Consider the following 16,075-nt stretch of genomic DNA (forward strand, 5'->3'; position numbering starts at 1 on the left):
AAGATTCCACCATGGCAGGTAAGAGGCTGGCCGAGGTCGCCACAAGGTGGGGGGGTCAGCGAGGCGACGGTCAGCCGTGTCCTCAATGGACGGCCGGGGGTCGCCGAGGCCACTCGGGTCGCGGTGCTGACAGCGCTGGACGTGCTCGGATACGAGCGACCGACGCAATTGCGCGGCGAGCGAGCCAAGCTGGTCGGCCTGGTCGTGCCGGAGCTGCAGAACCCGATCTTCCCGGCTTTCGCCGACGTGATGGGAAACGCGCTGGCCCAGCGCGGTTTCACCCCGGTCCTGTGCACCGGTACGGCCGGCGGCGTGTCCGAGGCCGACCATGTCGACCTGCTGCTCCAACAGCACGTTTCCGGGGTGGTTTTCGCTGGTGGCCTCTACACCCAGGCCTGCGCCCCGCACCAGCACTACCGCACATTGCTGGACCGGCGGCTGCCCACGGTGCTGGTCAACGCGGCCGTTGACGGGCTCGACTTCCCGCGCGTGTCGTGTGATGACGCGGTCGCCGCGGAGCAGGCCCTCGGGCATTTGCTCGCGCTCGGTCACCGCCGGGTGGGTCTGCTCCTCGGACCGCCCGATCACGTGCCGTCGCAACGAAAACTCGCCGCGTTCCGGGAGCGTACGGCCGAGGCCGGCATCCCGGCGCTGGTCGAACACGCGATGTTCTCGCTGGAAGGCGGCCAGGCCGCGGCCACCCGGCTGCTGCGGTCGGGGGTCACCGCGGTGATCTGCGCCAGCGACCCGCTCGCGCTCGGCGCGATCCGGGCCGTCCGGCGGGCCGGCATGCGCTGCCCGACCGGGGTTTCGGTGATCGGCTATGACGATTCGTCGCTGATGACCTGCGTCGACCCGCCGCTGACCACCATCCGGCAGCCCATCGAAGCGATGGGCTACGCGGCCGTCGAACTGCTCGCCACCCAACTGGCCGGCGGGCACGTACCGACCGAAGAACTGTTGTACGAACCGGAGTTGGTCGTCCGTGGCTCCACTGCACCAGTCACTCGTACGACTGCCTGACCGTCCAGGTCTGGATGGTTCTCCCAATCGCCGTTTTATGACCGCTTAATCGATGTTTGACCGTTGCAAGAATTGCCTGTTCTTGCGACTGTCTTGATTTTGCGAATTTTCGTCGTGATATTGCGCTCGGGTGTCCTTGCTGATTATGGTGCCTGTCACACGACGGCCCGCCGAACCCTCGGTGACGCCGAACACCCACCGACCCCTTCACCGCCCGCCGGCACCAGCGATCCGACGCTGCGCGCCGACGGTCTGCTCGCCCGCGCAGGAAAGGCGCTCCACCGATGAAACCGTTCAGATTCGGCAAAAAAACAGCGGCGTTGTTGAGCGTCGCCGCGCTGTGCCTTGGTGCCGCTGCCTGCGGTGCGTCCGGCGATCAGGCCGGCGGCAAGATCGTCATCAGCATCAACGGCCAACCACCGAAAACGCAGCCTTTCGATCGGAAGATCTTCGACCAGGACGTGGCCACTTTCGAGGCCTCGCATCCGAACATCGACATCCAGCCGCACGAAGGCTTCATGGATCCGAAGACCTTCAGCGCGAAACTCGCGAGCGGGAAGCTCGAGGACGTTTTCTACGTCTATCTCACCGATCCGGCTCAGCTGATCGCCCGGCACCAGGCCGCCGACATCACCAGCTACTTGCCGTCAGTGCCGCACTACCAGGACATCCAGCCACAGCTGCGGGACGTTTTCAGTGACGGGAAAGGGAAGTATTACGGCGTACCAACCGCCAACTACACGATGGGCCTGCTCTACAACCGAACGCTGTTCACCAAGGCCGGGCTGGATCCCAACAATCCACCCAAAACCTGGGATGACGTACGGGCCGCCGCCAAGAAGATCAGCGCGCTGGGCAACAACACCGTTGGATATGCCGACTACAGCAAGAACAACCAGGGCGGCTGGCACTTCACCGCCTGGATGTACTCGATGGGTGGTGATATCGCTAGCAAGGCCGGCGACGCCTGGAAGGCCGACTTCAACAACGACAAGGGCCGCGCGGCGCTGAACTACCTGCACCAGATGCGTTGGGACGACAATTCGATGGGCAGCCGGCAACTGCTGCAAATCGAGGACGTGCAACGGATGATGGGCGCCGGCCAGCTCGGCATGTACCTGTCGGCGCCGGACAACGTGCCAACGCTGGTCAACCAGTTCAAGGGCCAATACCAGGACTACGGCCTCGCGCCGATGCCCGGTGCGCAGGGCACCCTGGTCGGCGGCGAGGGCTACATGCTCAACCCGAAGGCCACTCCCGCCAAGATCAAGGCCGGACTCCAGTGGCTGCAGTGGAAATTCCTAAACCCGGACCGCATCGAGACGAACCTCAAACGGTACGTGGCGGACAAGCAACCGGTCGGACTCCCTGCTTCCCCAGTGGCGGACATCTGGACGGGATCCGTACGGGACAAGCAGGAACAGCTCAAAAAGCAGTACGCGACCATTCCGGTGCAGAACTACCAGCCGTACATCGACGGCGCGGCCGCGCTGAAACAGAACGTCGAGCCGCCGGACGCGCAGCAGTCTATGCCGTGTTGGACAACGTCATGCAGGCCGTACTGACTGACAGGAACGCGGACCCGAACAAGTTGTTGGCGGACGCCGAAACCAAGGTCGACGCGATCTTCGCGCAGGACCGGTGACCCTGAGATGACGTTGCTGAGCAAGCCCGCCACGACCGAACAGCCCGTGAGAGCCCCGAAACCCGCGTCCCGCCGCCCTGCAAAGGTACGTCGGGTCGTCACCGACAACCTGACCGCCTACGGATTCCTGTGCGCGGCGCTGCTCGTCTTCGCGACTTTCTCGTGGTATCCGATCGTCCGTGGCGTGCTGCTCAGCTTCCAGCAGGTCGACTTCGTCAACCCGCCGGCCTGGGTGGGATTCGACAACTTCCGCCGGCTCTTCGGCGATCCACTGTTTCTCACGGCCTGGCGCAACACCCTGCTTTTCACCGTGATGGCACTGGTCCTGGGCTTCGCGGTCCCGTTCGTCACCGCGGTTGTTCTCAACGAGCTGCGGCATCTGAAAGCGTACTTTCGGCTGGTCGTCTACCTTCCGGTGATGCTGCCGCCGGTGGTCGCGGCGCTGCTGTGGAAATGGCTCTATGACCCAGGTCCGGGCCTTTTCAACAGCGCGCTGCGGCTGCTCGGGCTACCGACGCTGAGCTGGTTGGACTCGACTACCACCTCGATGCTGTCGCTGGTGCTGGTCTCGACGTGGGCCAACATGGGCTCGGCGACGCTGATTTACCTGGCTGCGCTGCAAACCATCCCCAGTGACCTGTACGAGGCCGCCGAGCTGGACGGCGCGAGCCTCTGGCAGCGGCTGCGGCACGTGACGATCCCGCAGACCAGATTCGTGCTGTTGATCCTGCTGCTGCTCCAAATCGTGGCCACCATGCAGGTTTTCACCGAGCCGTACATTCTCACCGGCGGCGGTCCGCAGGACTCCACCGTGACGGTCCTGCTGCTGCTCTATCGCTATGCCTTCGTCTACAACGATTTCGGCACCGCGAGCGCGCTCAGCCTGGTGCTTTTCGTGGTGCTGGCCGGTTTCTCCGGCCTCTACCTGCGGCTGACCCGGAACGCGAGCTGAGGGACCATGACTGTCACCGCCACCAACCGGCCCGGCCGGACGCTCTTGTCGCCGGGAGTCCTGCGCAGCCGCCGCGGCCGAGCCGCGTACTGGCTCGTCCTCGTCCTGGTTTTCGTGGTCTTCACAGTCGCTTTCCTGCTGCCCATGGTGTGGATGTTGATCGGCGCCATGAAGCCGGCTCCGGAGCTGGCTCAGGTGCCGCCGACCATCCTGCCGCACTCGTGGCAACCGCAGACCTACCCGCAGGCCTGGGATTTCCTGGAGCTGGGCCGATATTTCGTCAACACCATCGTCGTCACAGTGGGCGCTTGGCTCGTACAGCTGGCGGTCGCGGTGCCGGCTTCCTACGCGTTGTCCAAGCTGCGGCCAAAACTCGGCAACGTGGTGCTGGGACTGATGTTGGCTACGTTGATGCTGCCCGCCTCCTCGGTGCGGTGCTGGTGCCGACGTACCTCGTCGTCACGGACGTGCCGCTGCTGCATCTGAATCTGGTGAACACGCCCGCCGCCATTTGGCTGCCAGCGGCCGCCAACGCCTTCAACATCTATTTGCTGAAGAGGTTTTTCGATCAGATCCCCGATGAGCTGATCGACGCGGCCAAGATTGACGGCGCCGGGCCGGTCACCACGCTCGTCCGGATCGTCCTGCCGCTGGCCAGGCCCATCCTCGCGGTGGTCTCGATCTTCTCGGTGGTGGCGGCCTGGAAGGACTTCATCTGGCCGTTGCTGGTCTTCCCCGACCCGAACAGCCAAACGCTCAGCGTAGCCTTGCAAAGGGTCGCCTCCGACACCCCCATCAACCTGCTGCTGGCCGGTCTGGTGCTGACCTGCGTGCCGACTATCGCGCTTTTCCTGGTTTTCCAACGCCACATCCTCGCCGGTCTGACTGCCGGCAGCATCAAGGGCTGACTCGCGGGTTGGCATATTACCCCCCAAAGAAAGGCGTCCCGATGGCTCAGGACGACCGGCGATCCACCATGCACTGGTGGCGAAGCGCCGCAATCTACCAGGTCTATCTGCGAAGTTTCGCGGACAGCGACGGCGACGGCACCGGTGATCTCACCGGGCTGCGGCAACGGCTGCCCTATCTGGCCGACCTGGGCATCGACGCGATCTGGATCAGTCCGTGGTATCCGTCGCCGATGGCGGACGCGGGTTACGACGTCTCAGACTATCGTTCAATAGAGCCGGTTTTCGGGACGCTGGCGGAGGCCGAGACGGTTATCGCCGAGGCGCATGAGAAAAACATCCGAGTCATCCTGGACCTCGTCCCCAACCACTGCTCGGACGCCCACCCCTGGTTCGTCGACGCGCTCGCCGGCGGACCTGGGGCGCCGGCCCGCGAGTTGTTCTGGTTCCGGAACGGGCGCGGCAAGAGCGGCGAGCTGCCGCCGAACAACTGGGCGTCCCGATTCGGCGGCCCAGCGTGGACCCGGGTCACTGAGCCGGACGGCCAGCCCGGCCAGTGGTTTCTGCACATCTTCAGCCCCGAACAGCCCGACCTCAACTGGGACAATCAGCGGGTACGCAAGGAATTCGAGGATATTCTGCGGTTCTGGCTGGAACGCGGCGTCGACGGGCTCCGCATCGATGTGGCGGACGGACTGGTCAAGGCCGAAGGCCTGCCAGACGCGGCAGACCCGTACGGCGCGGTCACACCCTACTTCGACCAGGACGGCGTCCACGAGATTTACCGGTCGTGGCGCAAGATCGCCGACACGTACGACGGAAGTCGTGCCTTTGTCGGGGAAATGTGGCTCCCGGACCCGGAAAGGTTCGCCCGTTACCTGCGACCCGATGAGCTGCACTCAGCTTTCAACTTCGACTTTCTGTCCTGCCAATGGGATGCGAGCGCCTTGCGTCAGGTCATCGACAACACGCTCGGCACCCACGCACCAGTCAGCGCGGCGCCGACCTGGGTGCTGTCCAACCACGACGTGACGCGACATGTCACCCGCTATGGCAGGGAAAAGACCGGCTTCGACTTCGCCGATCGCCAGCACGGCGCACCCACCGATCGCGCGCTCGGGACTCGGCGCGCTCGCGCGGCGGCCATGCTGACAATGGCGCTGCCCGGCAGTGTTTACGTTTACCAGGGCGAGGAACTCGGGCTGTGGGAGATCGAGAACCTGCCCGACGAGCTGCGCCAGGACCCGGTCTGGGAGCGCTCCGGGCACACTGACCACGGCCGGGACGGCTGCCGGGTGCCGATCCCGTGGAGCGGATCGGCGCCACCGTACGGATTCAGCCCCGCCGGCGCGGACGCGTGCTGGCTCCCCCAGCCGGCCGACTGGGCGAATCACACGATGACCGCCCAAGCCGCCGATCCGGATTCGATCCTCAACCTCTATCGCCAAGCCCTTCGCTTGCGCCACACCGAAAAGGCGCTCGGCGACGGCGATTTGCGGTGGTTGGACGGCCTTCCCACGACGACGTGGTGGCGTTCACCCGTGACCCGAATTTCGCCTGTGTAGTCAACCTTTGCGACCAGCCCATCGCACTTCCCGATCACCGGCACCTCCTGCTGGCCAGCGGCCCGCTGACCGGCACCTTGCTGCCGCCAGACACCACCGTCTGGCTCCGGCTCGGCTAGGCCGTGTTTGCGAACTTGGGAAACACGGCCTAAATCGCACAGCCCCGGGATCCACCTCTCGGGCGTGTCCGAGGCATCGCGCCTCGCAGTCGAAAGGGGAGCACCGTGTCCGAGCAGTACGCATCCCAGCAAGCTACGTCCCAGAGATCCGGGCCAGCGCCGGGATCGGCGTCCCGTACCAGCCTGATGGTCACTTTGCTGGCAGCCGGCCTCGCGGTCGCATTGGTCGCGCTCGGCCTGACCGCGGTCACCAGCGGCGCGGCCGCGGTGACGCGGTCGGCGAAGATCACCGGCAAGTCCGCACTGGCCATCCCCGGCCGGGGTGCGACCGTTCCCTTTACCGAGTACGAAGCGGAAAACGCGTCGACGAACGGGTCGGTGCTGACCTCCAGTCGGACCGCCGGAACGCTGGCCTCGGAGGGATCCGGGCGCTCCGCCGTCACCCTGAACAACAACGGGCAGTATGTCGATTTCACCTTGACCGCGGCCGCGAACGCCGTCGACCTGACATACAGCGTCCCGGACTCGGGCAATGGCTCGGACTACACCACGCCAATCGCGGTTTACGTCAACGGCAGCAAAAACCGTGACCTGACGCTGACGAACCGCTACAGCTGGTATTACGGCTCGTACCCGTTCACGAACAACCCCGGCGACGGCAAGCAGCATCATTTGTACGATGACGTAAGGACAATGTTCTCGTCCACCTTGCCAGCCGGCACCCACGTGAAGTTCCAGCGGGACGCGAGCTCGGTGGCGATCACCGTGGACACCACCGACTTCGAACAGGTGGCGGCGGCGATCGGACAGCCGGCCGGCGCATTGTCGGTCACCTCTTACGGCGCGGCGCGGATCCCAGTGGCGCGGCCGATTCCGGTCAGGCCTTCACCAATGCGGTGAACGCCGCCTCCTCGCAGGGAAAGGTTCTCTATATCCCGCAGGGCACGTACACGATCAACCAGCATGTGATCGTCAACAACGTGACACTGCAGGGTGCCGGACCGTGGTATTCGACGCTGCATGGCAATGGCGTTGGGGTCTACGGAAACTACGCACCCAATCCCAGCTCGAACGTCCATCTGCAGGATTTCGCGATTATCGGCGAGACCACTGACCGCAACGATGGCGCGCAGGTGAACGCGATCGGCGGCTCGCTGGGCGGCGGCTCGGTCGTGCAGGACATCTGGATGCAGCACACCAAGGTCGGGCTCTGGCTGGACGGACCCTTCGACGGCCTTACCGTACGGAACAACCGGATCCTGGACATGACCGCGGACGGCCTGAACCTGCATGACGGCATCTCCAACACGACCGTCACGCAGAACTTCCTCCGCAACACCGGCGATGACGGGCTGGCCATGTGGTCCGACCAGAACGCCGACCACAACAACACCTTCTCCTTCAACACCGTGGAGCTGCCGATTCTGGCGAACAACATCGCCATCTACGGCGGCCACGACAACAGCGTCACCGACAATGTCGTGTCCGACACCCAAACGCAGGGCGGCGGACTGCACGTAGCCAACCGGTTCAACTCGGTGCTGTTGGCTGGCACCACGACTTTGGCTCGGAACACCACTTTGCGGGCCGGGGTGCTCGACCCGAACTGGCAGTTCGGTGTTGGCGCGCTCTGGTTCGACCCGCTCAACGGCGCGATGAACAGCACCATCAACGTCACTGACACCGATTTGCTGGACAGCTCGTACGAGGGCATCCAGTGGGTCGAAGGCAGCTCGGTCACGAACGTGTCGTTCACCAACGTCACCATCGACGGTGCCGGGACTTTCGCCCTGCAGCTGCAAACCAACGGCTCGGCGACCTTCACCAATGTCACCGCGGCGCACATCGGCTATGCAAACCCGATTTACAGCTGCCTTGGGAACGGCTTCACGATCAACCAGGGCAGCGGAAACTCCGGCTGGTACACCGCGACCCCGTACTGCGGCCCGTGGCCCGCGCCGGTCTACACCTATCCGGGCGGCGGCACCACCCCCGCCACCCCCGACCAGCGCGCCACCTACCAGTGCCCCGCCGACCAGTCCGCCGCCCACCCAGGACCCAAACGCGAACCTGGCCCTCGGACACCCGATGACCGCGAGCAGCTTCACTGACGTTTATCCCTCCGGCAACGCGAATGACGGAAATGCCAACACCTACTGGGAAAGCCAGAACAACGCCTTCCCGCAGTGGTTGCAGTCCGACCTTGGCACCTCCACCAGCGTGGGCCGGATCGTCCTGAAACTCCCACCAGCAAGCGCCTGGGGCACTCGTACGCAGACGATCACCGTCACTTCATCCACGGACGGCTCAAACTTTGGGACAGTCGTCGGATCCGCCGGTACACCTTCAACCCGGCAGCCGGCAACACCGCGACCATCACCTTCACCCCCAGAACGATCCGATACCTGCGCCTAACCTTCACAGCCAACACCGGCTGGCCCGCCGGCCAAACCTCAGAATTCGAGATCTACCACACCTAGCCTGAGTTTCCTAGGTAAGTTGATCTTCGGCTTTGTACGGGACCCAACCCCGCCGTCCCCACCCCGTGCGGGACCGTCACCTTCACCATCAAGTTGGTCAACTTAGACGGGGACCCAGCCCCGTTCGGCGCCATCGGCCGCCAGGCCGATGTTGTCGCCCCTCCGGCAGGGGCGTCGGTCTCTCAAGGCCCCGCGGTCTTTGCGGGGCCTTGAGAGACCGACTCTCGTAGCCGTAGTCGACGGCGCCCGCGCCGAAGGCGCCAGAAACACAGGGCGCATCGGCAGTAACCATCGGAAAATCCCGCCCCCGCCACCGGTCTTTGGTGGCGGGGGCGGGATTTTCCGATGGCTGGTAGAGAGAGACGCCGCACCCTCACAGACACCGCCCTTAACCAGGGCGCTCATCTCCCCAGCACACACCGCCCTTAACCAGGGCACCCGTCCCGTTCCGCCCACCGCCCTTAACCAGGGCGCCCATCTCCGCAGCAAACACCGCTTTCAACCAGGGCGCTCATCTCCGCAGTAACACCGCTCTCAAACCACGGCCATCACTCCCCAAGCGCACACCGCCTTCAACCAAGACAGCCGCTTCCGCAAAGACCACACGTTGGTACGAGCGACGGCCAATCAATTCTTACCGAGACTCAAGTAGCACCAACCCGACGCCACGGCCTGCGGGGCCGTTTCACAAGCCCCAAACCCACACCCTGCGGGCCGTTTCACAACCCCATCCATCCACCCACCCGCAGGCCGAGCAATCAGTCAGGCGCACCTCAATGACCAGGCCCCATCGCCGCACGGTTGTCGCTCGTACGAACAAAAGATCGTCAAGCCATTTGGTAGTGCCGCACCCCGTCGGTATCAACAGACGTCAACCGCCTCTGGGCGACGAGTACGTCCAGATGGGCGGCGGTTTCCAGCACAGCGAGCATTTGGTTGAAAGGGTCCATGTCGACGAGGGAGCGTTCGCGGCGGGTCCATTTGAGGATACCGGCGGCCTGGTACGCGGTGGTGGCGCCGGACTTTATGGCCTCGAAAGACAAACCGAGTCGGCGGTCATGGTGGTCCAGGAGTTCGTCGACGCGGGCGTGGACGCTGGCGGCGGCGGGACCGTGGGCTGGCAGCATCGCCGTGTCCGGCATTTCCCGGACGAGCTTGAGTGAGTCGAGGTAGTCAGTCAGCGAGCGGCATGTCGCTCGGCGCGGCCTCGAAACCGATGGACGGTGTGATGTGTGGCAGCACGTGGTCGCCAGTGAAGGTCAGGACATTGCTGTCATCACGGAAAATCAGGTGGCCGCGGGTGTGCCCGGGCGTCGGGATCGCGACCAGCGCCCGCTCGGCGAGCTTGATGTCCGTACGGCCGTCGATCCACTCGTCCGGATATTCCCACAGGTTCGGCTCCGGTGGCGGCCGGTCCATTTTCCGGAACATCTCCAGGACCGGGCCAGCGTCGCAGCGTACGAGCTGATTGAGGTGACGGCGAAAACCTTGGCGGTCATTCGCGTTGTCGATGGACGTACGCTCGTCAATCGACAGCGCGACCTGATTTCCATAGGTCTGCCGGATGGCGATCGCCTGCGTGTAGTGGTCGCGGTGCACGTGAGTGACCAGAAACCGGCGAATATCAGGGAACCCGCAGTCAAGTGCGGCGATCGCCCGACCTAGCAGCTCCTGCGATTCGGCCAACGCCCAGCCCGAGTCGATCATCGTCAGCCCGCCGTCGTCGACGATCGCATAGACGTTCACCGCCCGCAGGCCGTCGTTGGGCAGCGGCAGCGGAATCCGGAAAACCCCGTCGGCCACTCGAAAAAAACCCCGGGCCGCGTCCAGTCGGACTCGGCCCCCTCCTCGCGTACGTCAGCGCGCTCACCGGACCACCTCTCCCTGCTCCCGGGCCCGTTGTACGGCCCGATCGACGATCTCCCCGAGCGGGAGCTCGACCGACACCACCAGCCCCGGCTCGTCCGCCCCGAGTGGTTCGAGGTCGGCGAACTGGGACGCCACCAGGGAAGCCGGCATGAAATGGTTCCGCCGGTGCTCCGAACGATCCGTGACCAGCTCCTGCCGGCCGCTCAAATGCAGAAACCAGGTCGCCGGATTGTTGGCCCGCAACACATCTCGGTAAGCCCGCTTCAGCGCCGAGCAGGTGACGACCCCGCCGCCGACCTGGTGCTGGTGAATCCAGCCGGCGATCGCCTCCAGCCACGGCCAGCGGTCGTGGTCGGTGAGTGGTTCGCCGCGCGACATCTTGGTGATGTTCGCGGCCGGATGGAAGTCGTCCGCCTCGGCGAACGGCACTCCCAGCCGTTCGGCCAGCGGCCGGCCCACGGTCGACTTGCCGGACGACGAGACGCCCATGACGACCACCACTGTGTCTGCACTCACCTACTTGTCTTACCAGCCGGATACGCTACAAAGCGCGTTCCGTGCACTAGCCTGCTGTGGAATCAGCCACATCTGTCGAGACCGGAGCGCCCATGATCATGCACGCGGTGACCTTCACGTTCCGGCCGGACACGACTCCAGAGCAGGTCCGGGCGCTCGCGAAGGAGCTCGGCACGCTGCCGTCGCTGATCCCGGCGCTGCGCTCGTACCATTTCGGGCGCGGACCTGCGGCTGCGAGACGGCAACGCGGACTTCGCGGTGGTCGCGGTGCTGGCCGACGAAGAGGGCGTTCGGGCGTATTTGGACCACCCTGAGCATGTACGGGTCGTCGAAACGCGGGTCAAGCCGATCGTCGCCACCCGAAGCGCCGTCCAGATGGCCATCGCTGACTGATCTCCACCGCGTACCTGACAGGATCTGACAGGTACGGACGACATGCTGGGGTCTCACCGAATGAGGGAGCCCCACATGAGCAAGCACGCGACCGCCGCCTTCACGTTGGACAGCTGGGACCAGGAGTCGGTGGTCGAGCAGGCCGGCGGCTCGATCGGCCAGGCCGCCGTCACGAAGACGTATTCCGGCGAGCTGACCGGTACGAGCGTGACGCGACTGCTGTTCGGTGCCGGCACCGAGGACTCCCCCGGCTATGCCGGGTTCGAGATCGTCACCGCCGACCTGCAGGGCCGGAAGGGGACGTTCATGCTGCACCACAACGCGGCGAGGGTCGGCGACGACCCGGACAAGGGCTTCTTCAGCCTGACCGTGCTGGCGAACTCCGGCACCGGCGACCTCACCGGCATCAGCGGTTCCGCGCAGATCACCGTCGCCGCCGACGGCGGCCACACCCTGGACCTCGACTACACGATCTGAGGGCGTCTGATTTCTTCAAGACCGGCGGCCAGGTCGGCTCGTACGGTTGCCGGCATGACACCAAAGTTTCGGGTTGTGGGGATCGTCGTCCAGGACATGGCGACGAGCCTGGCGTTCTATCGGCGGCTCGGGTTCGACCTGCCGGCGAAGGCGGATGGTGAACCGCATGTCGAGTACGAGTTGGCTGGCGGCCTGAAGGTCGCCTGGGACACCGTGGCGACCGTCGAGTCGTTCACACCCGGCTACCACCGACCGAAGGAGTCCGGGATCGGGCTCGCCTTCGAGTGCGACTCGCCGGCCGAGGTCGACAACTCGTACGACACCTTGGTCGCGGCGGGAGCCGTGGGTGAGCGCAAGCCGTGGGACGCGTTCTGGGGCATGCGTTATGCGAGCCTGCTCGACCCGGACGGCTACGGAATCGACCTTTTCGCGAACCTGTCCGGCTGAGCCGGGAACCGCTCGGCCCGCGGACGCGTCGAAGCGGTATGAGTACGGACATGGGACAGCGCCACAGGTACAGGCTCGCCGGGGTTGTGCTGGCGAGCGGGCTCGCCGCCGGACTGGTGGCGGGCTGCGGCCCGACGCACCCGCTGGTCAATCCAAGCCCGTCGGTCAGCCCAGGCACGGTGACCAGCCCGTCCGGCGGACCGTCGACCGGCACGCCCAGCCCCGGACCGAGTCAGTCCAACCAGCCCGGCCAGCCGGGCCGCCGACCGCCGGGGCGTACGACGCCACCGACCCCGATCCAGCAGCTGGAGACGCACGAGGGCACGGTGACCAACGGCGTGGAGCCGTCCTGCCTGATCCTGAAGGCGTCGGACGGCTCGTACGAGCTGCTGGGCGGCGACAAGGCAGTCCTGCGGCCGAACACCAAGGTGATCGTTCAGGGCTATCGCCCGAAGGGCCTGATGAGTCACTGCATGCAGGGCATCCTCTTCCAGGTCACCTCCGCCAAGAAGACCTCGTAACCCTTCGCGTCACACGAGACTGCCGAGCGGAACGCCGGCGAGGGATTTGACGTCGCGGGCCAGGTGGGGCTGGTCGGAGTAGCCGGTTTCGAAGGCGACCGTGGCGAAGGGGGTGCCGGCGCGAGCCGCGGCCATCGCGCCGGGCGGCCCGCGCGGCCGAAGCGCAGGATGCGGGTCAGCGTCTTCGGGCCGTAGCCGAACGCGTGCCGGCAGCGCCGCAGCAGCTGGCGTTCGCTGAGCTCGGCGGCCGCGGCGATGGACGCCACCGGGCGGCCGGCACGCAACTGGGCGGCGATCGCGCGGGCTATCGGATCCGGCTCGTGGCCGGCGAGCGACTCCTCGGCGATCCGTTCCAGCAGCTGGCCGCGGTCGGCGAACGCCAGCCCGCTGAGTCTGCGGGCGCGAGCGGCCGGCCAGATGTCGGCCAGCGGCACTCGCCGGTCCAGCAGCTCGTACGCCGGTAGGCCAAGCACCGCCGGGCCGAGCCCGGGCCGGAACCGGATGCCGGTGAACTGCCGCCGCCGGGCGCCGCCGGACTCAGGTGCGCGACGGTGTCCGGGCCAGCAACCACCAGCTCGCCGTCGATCCAGATCAGGTCCAGGCAACCGTCCGGCAGCACCCGATGCTCAGCCGTCTGGTCAACAGCATCGATCCGCTTCCAGATAGCCGCTCCGGGCAGCCGGGACGTACGTTCCGCGTACACACCGCCGATAGTGCCACCACCACCGACAGTCCGCTCCCGCTGGCGTGCACATTCCGATGGTGCAAATCTGGCCGGTTTGAACGCGCGCTTGTCTCGCGCGCGCCTACTTACGTAGCAAAGTTCGCGACGCTGCTGCCGAGTGCGGCACAATGTCCCGCAGTCGATGTCGAGTGCGGGATTTTGTACTGCAGTCGATGATCCGGTGCCTGTCCAGTGGCAGCGCGACTTTCGCCGAGTGACACAAAAGTGCGTCGTTCGGCGCCCAGTGGCGCCATTGTGGTGTCACTCGCCGAACAACACCCATTTTGTGTCACCCGGCAAGGTGTCGCCGCGGTCCGCGGGGCGCCCGCGTGAGGACGGGAAAGGCCGCCGCCTCACCGCCTGAACGCGCGCTTATCTCGCGCGCGCGACAACTTACGTAATAAAAACCCGCCACCCACCCCCCACCCTTCTGAAAGGGCGGGGGCTCAAAATTTCACAACGGTACGACAGTTTCACGCCGCACCCTAGGTAGACCTGCACAATCGGAATCCGATTGTCACAACTGGTGTCCCGTGACCTGCGGAAATCGGTGGCGCTGCGACAATCGGACTTAAGCGCCGTGAGTGGGTGTATTGGGCGGATAGATCTTCCAGTACGGGCCGAAGTCGTCCGACTTGATCGCCGTGCCCAGCGCCTGCGACCACTTTGGATCCACCCGCTGGAATGAGTGCCCGTCGATCGTCATGCCACCGTCGTTGAACATCGAGCCGTACGTGACGGCCGACGGGCTGAGCTTCACCATCGCCTCGGCCAGCGCCTGCACCGGCATCCCCGGATCGACGGTGGTCGCCTTGGCCACGTCGGACACAGCCTGGTCGAGCCGCTTCAGATCGCCGGCCATACCGAGCTGGATGCCCTTGGTCATAAGTGCGTGCAGGAACTGCTGATGCCGCTTCATCCGGTCGAAGTCACCCTGCGGCAGGCCGTAGCGGTCCCGGACGTACATCTCGGCCGCCTTGCCATCGAGGTGGTTGACGCCGGCCGGCCAATGCACCCGCATCGCGGTGTCGTAGACCGCCTTGTCGATGGTCACGTCCACCCCACCAACCGCGTCGGTGGCCGTGTGCAGACCGCGAAAGCTCATCACCATCACGTGGTCGATGTGGATGCCGAACTGCTTCTCCACCACCTGCACCGACAGCGTGGCGCCGCCGTACGCCAGTGCCGCGTTGATCTTGGTGTTGCCGCCGTGCCACGGCCCGGCCGCTGGTACGTAGACGTACGAGTCCCGTTGGATCGACACCGCCGAAACGTGCTGGAAGTCGCGGTCGGCGTGCACCAGGATGACCGAGTCCGAGCGCTGCCCGGTGACGCCCTGATAGCCGCGCGTCCCGTCGTAGTTGTCCGATCCCAACATCAGGATCGTCATCGGACCAGTCACGTCCGCGGGCTTGGTATCGGACTCTGGCAGCAGCAAATCCGCCCTGTTCACCATCGACGCGTACCGGCCGGCCAGCTCCCCCGCCACGATGTCCCGGAACATCACCGCCGTCACCGGCACCAGCGCGGCCGCCACCAGCAACAAGGTCAACGGCGTCATCGCCAGCAGGTTGCGCCGCCACGTACGTTTGGTCATCCGTATCCCCCAGGCCTGGTCCGAACCGCGCCAACATCAAACGCCGAAAACGGCATTCCCCGCAATTCGGGCTGAGCCAGGGCCCCGCGAACAACGTCGGGTAGCGTCGACGGGGTGACCAGTCTGAGTCTCGTTCTCGGGTTCGCGGCGACGGCGTTCCTGATCATCGTCGTGCCCGGGCCGAGCGTGCTGTTCGTGGTGAGCCGGGCCGTGTCGTACGGACGGCGGACGGCGTTGGTCACGGTGCTGGGCAACGCGGTCGGCGTCTATGTCGTGGTGGGAGCGGTCGCGCTCGGTTTGGGTGCGCTGATCCAGGCGTCGGATCTGGTGTTCACCGCCGTGAAGCTGGTCGGCGCCGGTTACCTGGTGTTCCTCGGCATCCGCGCGATCCGCGACCGACGGGCCTTGGCCAACGCCGCGGCGATGCCTGCCGAGCAGGTCAGGCGTACGGATCGGCAGGCGTTCCGGGCCGGCGTGTGGGTCGGCTTCTCGAACCCGAAAACGTTCATCCTCTTCGGCGCCATCCTGCCGCAGTTCGTGGATCGTACGGCCGGCCAGGCGTGGCTGCAGATGCTGGTATTAGGCCTGATCGCGGCCATCATCGGCCTAGCCGCCGACTCGGCGTGGGCACTCGCCGCCGGCGCGGCCCGGACGTGGTTGTCCGGCTCACCAAAACGACTCACGATGCTCGGTGGCGCCGGCGGAGTCACCATGATCGGCCTCGGCGTCAGCCTCGCCATCACCGGCCGCCACGACTAACCGCCACACCGTGTTTTGAAGGCTCGGCCACTGGGGAGACGTTTGCCATCGCCGCTTGCTTGTTCTATAACTTATAGAGC

General features: G+C 65.5%; 19 protein-coding genes and 1 pseudogene. 14 read left to right on the plus strand and 6 right to left on the minus strand.

Going from position 1 to position 16,075, the window contains the following annotated elements; translation table 11 throughout:
* Window positions 1-3 precede the first annotated feature (3 nt).
* From GNX96_RS10850 to GNX96_RS10885, 9 genes and pseudogenes are all read left to right on the plus strand, one after another.
* Window positions 4-1,023 carry a LacI family DNA-binding transcriptional regulator gene (locus GNX96_RS10850; RefSeq protein WP_163568051.1) on the plus strand — a complete coding sequence of 340 codons (1,020 nt, stop codon included), beginning with the start codon at window positions 4-6 and terminating at the stop codon, window positions 1,021-1,023.
* 284 nt (window positions 1,024-1,307) lie between these two features.
* Window positions 1,308-2,588: an ABC transporter substrate-binding protein gene (locus tag GNX96_RS10855; RefSeq protein WP_279579975.1), complete on the plus strand. Its 1,281-nt coding sequence runs from the start codon at window positions 1,308-1,310 to the stop codon at window positions 2,586-2,588.
* 87 nt (window positions 2,589-2,675) lie between these two features.
* Complete coding sequence (locus GNX96_RS10860; protein WP_163567980.1) at window positions 2,676-3,620, plus strand: carbohydrate ABC transporter permease; 945 nt, start codon at window positions 2,676-2,678, stop codon at window positions 3,618-3,620.
* Between the two features lie 6 nt (window positions 3,621-3,626).
* Window positions 3,627-4,106, plus strand: coding sequence for an ABC transporter permease family protein (locus tag GNX96_RS50685; protein WP_279579976.1), 480 nt, complete (start codon window positions 3,627-3,629; stop codon window positions 4,104-4,106).
* Window positions 4,061-4,528: a carbohydrate ABC transporter permease gene (locus GNX96_RS50690; RefSeq protein WP_279579977.1), complete on the plus strand. Its 468-nt coding sequence runs from the start codon at window positions 4,061-4,063 to the stop codon at window positions 4,526-4,528. Before GNX96_RS50685 ends, GNX96_RS50690 begins: the two co-directional genes overlap by 46 nt.
* A gap of 41 nt (window positions 4,529-4,569) precedes the next feature.
* Window positions 4,570-6,212 (plus strand): annotated as a pseudogene (locus GNX96_RS10870) (glycoside hydrolase family 13 protein).
* Window positions 6,213-6,317: 105 nt separating this feature from the next.
* The gene (locus tag GNX96_RS10875) at window positions 6,318-7,112 is read left to right on the plus strand and encodes a carbohydrate-binding protein (protein ID WP_163567981.1); all 795 of its coding nucleotides are present in this window, start codon (window positions 6,318-6,320) and stop codon (window positions 7,110-7,112) included.
* On the plus strand, window positions 7,109-8,323 hold the full coding sequence (locus GNX96_RS10880) for a right-handed parallel beta-helix repeat-containing protein (protein ID WP_279579979.1): 1,215 nt from the start codon (window positions 7,109-7,111) through the stop codon (window positions 8,321-8,323). The genes GNX96_RS10875 and GNX96_RS10880 overlap by 4 nt, the downstream gene beginning before the upstream one ends.
* Window positions 8,301-8,627 (plus strand): discoidin domain-containing protein, encoded by a 327-nt coding sequence (locus tag GNX96_RS10885; RefSeq protein WP_279579980.1) that lies wholly within the window; start codon window positions 8,301-8,303, stop codon window positions 8,625-8,627. Before GNX96_RS10880 ends, GNX96_RS10885 begins: the two co-directional genes overlap by 23 nt.
* An 892-nt stretch (window positions 8,628-9,519) precedes the next feature.
* Here GNX96_RS10885 and GNX96_RS50700 read toward each other — a convergent pair.
* The 3 genes from GNX96_RS50700 to GNX96_RS10895 all read right to left on the minus strand — a co-directional run bounded on the left by GNX96_RS50700 (window position 9,520) and on the right by GNX96_RS10895 (window position 11,050).
* Window positions 9,520-9,834: a hypothetical protein gene (locus GNX96_RS50700; RefSeq protein WP_279579981.1), complete on the minus strand. Its 315-nt coding sequence runs from the start codon at window positions 9,832-9,834 to the stop codon at window positions 9,520-9,522.
* 31 nt (window positions 9,835-9,865) lie between these two features.
* On the minus strand, window positions 9,866-10,495 hold the full coding sequence (locus tag GNX96_RS50705; protein WP_279579982.1) for an MBL fold metallo-hydrolase: 630 nt from the start codon (window positions 10,493-10,495) through the stop codon (window positions 9,866-9,868).
* A 63-nt stretch (window positions 10,496-10,558) separates the two neighbouring features.
* Window positions 10,559-11,050 (minus strand): gluconokinase, encoded by a 492-nt coding sequence (locus GNX96_RS10895; RefSeq protein WP_163568053.1) that lies wholly within the window; start codon window positions 11,048-11,050, stop codon window positions 10,559-10,561.
* A gap of 258 nt (window positions 11,051-11,308) precedes the next feature.
* Here GNX96_RS10895 and GNX96_RS50715 point away from each other — a divergent pair, with 258 nt between their 5' ends.
* From GNX96_RS50715 to GNX96_RS10915, 4 genes are all read left to right on the plus strand, one after another.
* On the plus strand, window positions 11,309-11,470 hold the full coding sequence (locus tag GNX96_RS50715; RefSeq protein ID WP_390623973.1) for a Dabb family protein: 162 nt from the start codon (window positions 11,309-11,311) through the stop codon (window positions 11,468-11,470).
* Window positions 11,471-11,545: 75 nt separating this feature from the next.
* On the plus strand, window positions 11,546-11,947 hold the full coding sequence (locus tag GNX96_RS10905; protein WP_163567982.1) for a DUF3224 domain-containing protein: 402 nt from the start codon (window positions 11,546-11,548) through the stop codon (window positions 11,945-11,947).
* A gap of 54 nt (window positions 11,948-12,001) precedes the next feature.
* Window positions 12,002-12,394 carry a VOC family protein gene (locus tag GNX96_RS10910; RefSeq protein ID WP_163567983.1) on the plus strand — a complete coding sequence of 131 codons (393 nt, stop codon included), beginning with the start codon at window positions 12,002-12,004 and terminating at the stop codon, window positions 12,392-12,394.
* A gap of 86 nt (window positions 12,395-12,480) precedes the next feature.
* Entirely contained in the window at window positions 12,481-12,915 is a 435-nt protein-coding gene (locus GNX96_RS10915; RefSeq protein WP_163567984.1) for a hypothetical protein, read from the plus strand.
* Here GNX96_RS10915 and GNX96_RS10920 read toward each other — a convergent pair.
* The 3 genes from GNX96_RS10920 to GNX96_RS10925 form a co-directional block, all read right to left on the minus strand.
* Window positions 12,861-13,520: a helix-turn-helix domain-containing protein gene (locus tag GNX96_RS10920; protein ID WP_279579984.1), complete on the minus strand. Its 660-nt coding sequence runs from the start codon at window positions 13,518-13,520 to the stop codon at window positions 12,861-12,863. The genes GNX96_RS10915 and GNX96_RS10920 overlap by 55 nt on opposite strands.
* Window positions 13,507-13,668, minus strand: a complete 162-nt coding sequence (locus tag GNX96_RS50720) for a hypothetical protein (protein WP_279579985.1) — start codon at window positions 13,666-13,668, stop codon at window positions 13,507-13,509. The genes GNX96_RS10920 and GNX96_RS50720 overlap by 14 nt, the downstream gene beginning before the upstream one ends.
* 542 nt (window positions 13,669-14,210) lie before the next feature.
* Window positions 14,211-15,236: an LCP family protein gene (locus tag GNX96_RS10925; RefSeq protein WP_163567985.1), complete on the minus strand. Its 1,026-nt coding sequence runs from the start codon at window positions 15,234-15,236 to the stop codon at window positions 14,211-14,213.
* 114 nt (window positions 15,237-15,350) lie between these two features.
* Between GNX96_RS10925 and GNX96_RS10930 the strand changes: the two genes are divergently transcribed.
* Complete coding sequence (locus GNX96_RS10930) at window positions 15,351-15,995, plus strand: LysE family translocator (RefSeq protein ID WP_163567986.1); 645 nt, start codon at window positions 15,351-15,353, stop codon at window positions 15,993-15,995.
* Window positions 15,996-16,075: the final 80 nt, after the last annotated feature.

This window comes from Fodinicola feengrottensis (assembly GCF_010993775.1).
In the GTDB taxonomy this organism is placed as follows: domain Bacteria; phylum Actinomycetota; class Actinomycetes; order Mycobacteriales; family HKI-0501; genus Fodinicola; species Fodinicola feengrottensis.

What these genes read in the sequence shown, in the direction of transcription:
- GNX96_RS10855 (WP_279579975.1), top strand. Translation starts at nt 1,308, where the DNA reads ATGAAACCGTTCAGATTCGGCAAAAAAACAGCGGCGTTGTTGAGCGTC.
- GNX96_RS10860 (WP_163567980.1), top strand. Translation starts at nt 2,676, where the DNA reads ATGACGTTGCTGAGCAAGCCCGCCACGACCGAACAGCCCGTGAGAGCC.
- GNX96_RS50685 (WP_279579976.1), top strand. Translation starts at nt 3,627, where the DNA reads ATGACTGTCACCGCCACCAACCGGCCCGGCCGGACGCTCTTGTCGCCG.
- GNX96_RS10885 (WP_279579980.1), top strand. Translation starts at nt 8,301, where the DNA reads ATGACCGCGAGCAGCTTCACTGACGTTTATCCCTCCGGCAACGCGAAT.
- GNX96_RS50700 (WP_279579981.1), bottom strand. Translation starts at nt 9,834, where the DNA reads ATGCCGGACACGGCGATGCTGCCAGCCCACGGTCCCGCCGCCGCCAGC.
- GNX96_RS10895 (WP_163568053.1), bottom strand. Translation starts at nt 11,050, where the DNA reads ATGGGCGTCTCGTCGTCCGGCAAGTCGACCGTGGGCCGGCCGCTGGCC.
- GNX96_RS10905 (WP_163567982.1), top strand. Translation starts at nt 11,546, where the DNA reads ATGAGCAAGCACGCGACCGCCGCCTTCACGTTGGACAGCTGGGACCAG.
- GNX96_RS10910 (WP_163567983.1), top strand. Translation starts at nt 12,002, where the DNA reads ATGACACCAAAGTTTCGGGTTGTGGGGATCGTCGTCCAGGACATGGCG.
- GNX96_RS10925 (WP_163567985.1), bottom strand. Translation starts at nt 15,236, where the DNA reads ATGACCAAACGTACGTGGCGGCGCAACCTGCTGGCGATGACGCCGTTG.